General features: G+C 64.3%; 2 protein-coding genes and 1 pseudogene. 2 read left to right on the plus strand and 1 reads right to left on the minus strand.

Features of this window, described 5'->3' with window-relative positions; genetic code table 11:
• Positions 1-219 (plus strand): annotated as a pseudogene (locus JV551A3_RS23710) (glutamine synthetase); the annotation flags it as partial.
• 23 nt (positions 220-242) lie between these two features.
• Positions 243-1,550: an NAD(P)/FAD-dependent oxidoreductase gene (locus JV551A3_RS23715; RefSeq protein WP_133979158.1), complete on the plus strand. Its 1,308-nt coding sequence runs from the start codon at positions 243-245 to the stop codon at positions 1,548-1,550.
• A gap of 127 nt (positions 1,551-1,677) precedes the next feature.
• Here JV551A3_RS23715 and JV551A3_RS23720 read toward each other — a convergent pair.
• Positions 1,678-1,988, minus strand: a 311-nt coding sequence (locus JV551A3_RS23720) for an AMP-binding enzyme (protein WP_413038303.1), incomplete at its 5' end; no start/stop codon positions are given.

Consider the following 1,988-nt stretch of genomic DNA (forward strand, 5'->3'; position numbering starts at 1 on the left):
GGTGCACCGGTGGAAGGCAACGGCTATGCCCAGGCCACCGAACACCTGCCCACCGACTGGCTGACTGCACTCGACGCCCTGCAGCACTCCAGCTGGGCTCGCGAAGCACTGGGCGAGGACTTCCTTGGCGTTTACCTGAAGGTCAAGCGCGCCGAGTACCGCCAGTTCATGGCCGAAGTCAGCGAGCAGGACTGGCGCTGGTACCTGCACCAGGCCTGAGCCCCAGATAACAAGGAACCACCATGAATGCAGCTTTGAACAAGGGCCCGGCGCAGCGCGCGCCGTCCTACTACAGCGCCACCCTCAACGACCACACCGAGTACCCGCAGCTCAAGGGCACGGTGCAGGTGGATGTGGCGATCATCGGCGGCGGCTTCACCGGCGTAGCCACGGCGGTGGAACTGGCCGAGCGAGGCCTGAAGGTGGCCATCGTCGAAACCAACCGCATCGGCTGGGGTGCCAGCGGGCGCAACGGCGGCCAGGTCACCGGCAGCCTGTCGGGCGACGAAGCCATGCGCTCGCAGATGCGCAACCGCCTGGGTGCCGAGGTCGATGACTTCATCTGGCACTTGCGTTGGCGCGGCCACCAGGTGATCGAGCAGCGCGTGGCGCGCTACGGCATCGACTGCGACCTCAAGCGCGGCCACTTGCATGCGGCGATGAAGCCCTCGCACATGGACGAGCTGCGCGCATTCGAAGCCGAGGCCCAGCGCCGGGGCATGGCCGAGCAGGTGCAACTGCTGGGCCGCGCCGGCATGGCCGAGCACCTGCAAAGCCCTTTGTACCTGGGCGCGCTGAAGAACCTGCGTAACCTGCACCTGCACCCGCTCAACCTGTGCCTGGGCGAGGCCCGTGCTGCCCATGGCCTGGGGGCGCTGATTTTCGAGAACTCCGAAGTGCTGGACATCGTCCACGGCCCGCGCCCGGCCGTGGTCACCGCGCACGGGCGGGTCGAGGCGCGCCAGGTGATGCTGGCCGGCGATGTGTACCACAAACTGGAAAAGCGCCAGCTCAAGGGCAAGATCTTCCCGGCCATGGGTGGCATCGTCACCACCGCACCGCTGGGGGAGCTGGCCGAACAGATCAACCCGCAGGACCTGGCGGTGTACGACTGCCGCTTCGTGCTCGATTACTACCGCCTGACCGCCGACAAGCGCCTGCTGTTCGGCGGTGGCGCCAACTATTCCGGCCGTGATTCACGGGATATCGAAGGCGAACTGCGCCCATGCATCGAGCGTACCTTCCCGGCGTTGAAAGGCGTGCCGATCGAGTTCCAGTGGAGCTGCGCCATGGGCATCGTGGTCAACCGCATCCCGCAGCTGGGCAAGCTGTCGGAGAACGTGTGGTATTGCCAGGGTTATTCGGGGCACGGGATTGCCACCAGCCACATCATGGGCGAGATCATGGCCGAGGCATTGACCGGGACATTGGAGAAGTTCGACACCTTTGCCCAGTGCAAGCATGTGCGGGTGCCGATGGGGGACTTGCTGGGGAATCCGCTGTTGGCGGCGGGGATGTGGTACTACCAGATGCTCGAGAAACTGCGCTGATTTTACCGGCCTCTTCGCGGGTAAACCCGCTCCCACAGGTTCTGTGCAACTCTCGAGGGTTGTGCAATCCCTGTGGGAGCGGGTTTACCCGCGAAAAGGCCGGTAAAGCCAGCAGTGATTCAGAAGATCAGGCGATCTTCTTCAAGCCCTGCTTCTTCAGCTCTTCATCGCGCAGTTCACGGCGCAGGATCTTGCCCACGTTGGTGGTCGGCAACGCGTCGCGGAACTCGATCTGGCGTGGGACCTTGTAGCCGGTGACATTGGCGCGCATATGCTCCATCACCTGCTCCTTGGTCACGGTCATGCCCGGCTTGACCACGATGAACACCTTGATCACTTCACCGGACTTCTCGTCCGGTACGCCGATGGCCGCGCACTGCAGCACGCCTGGCAGGGCCGCCAGCACATCTTCCAGCTCGTTGGGGTACACGTTGAAGC

Source organism: Pseudomonas inefficax, from assembly GCF_900277125.1.
GTDB classification, from domain to species: Bacteria; Pseudomonadota; Gammaproteobacteria; order Pseudomonadales; family Pseudomonadaceae; genus Aquipseudomonas; species Aquipseudomonas inefficax.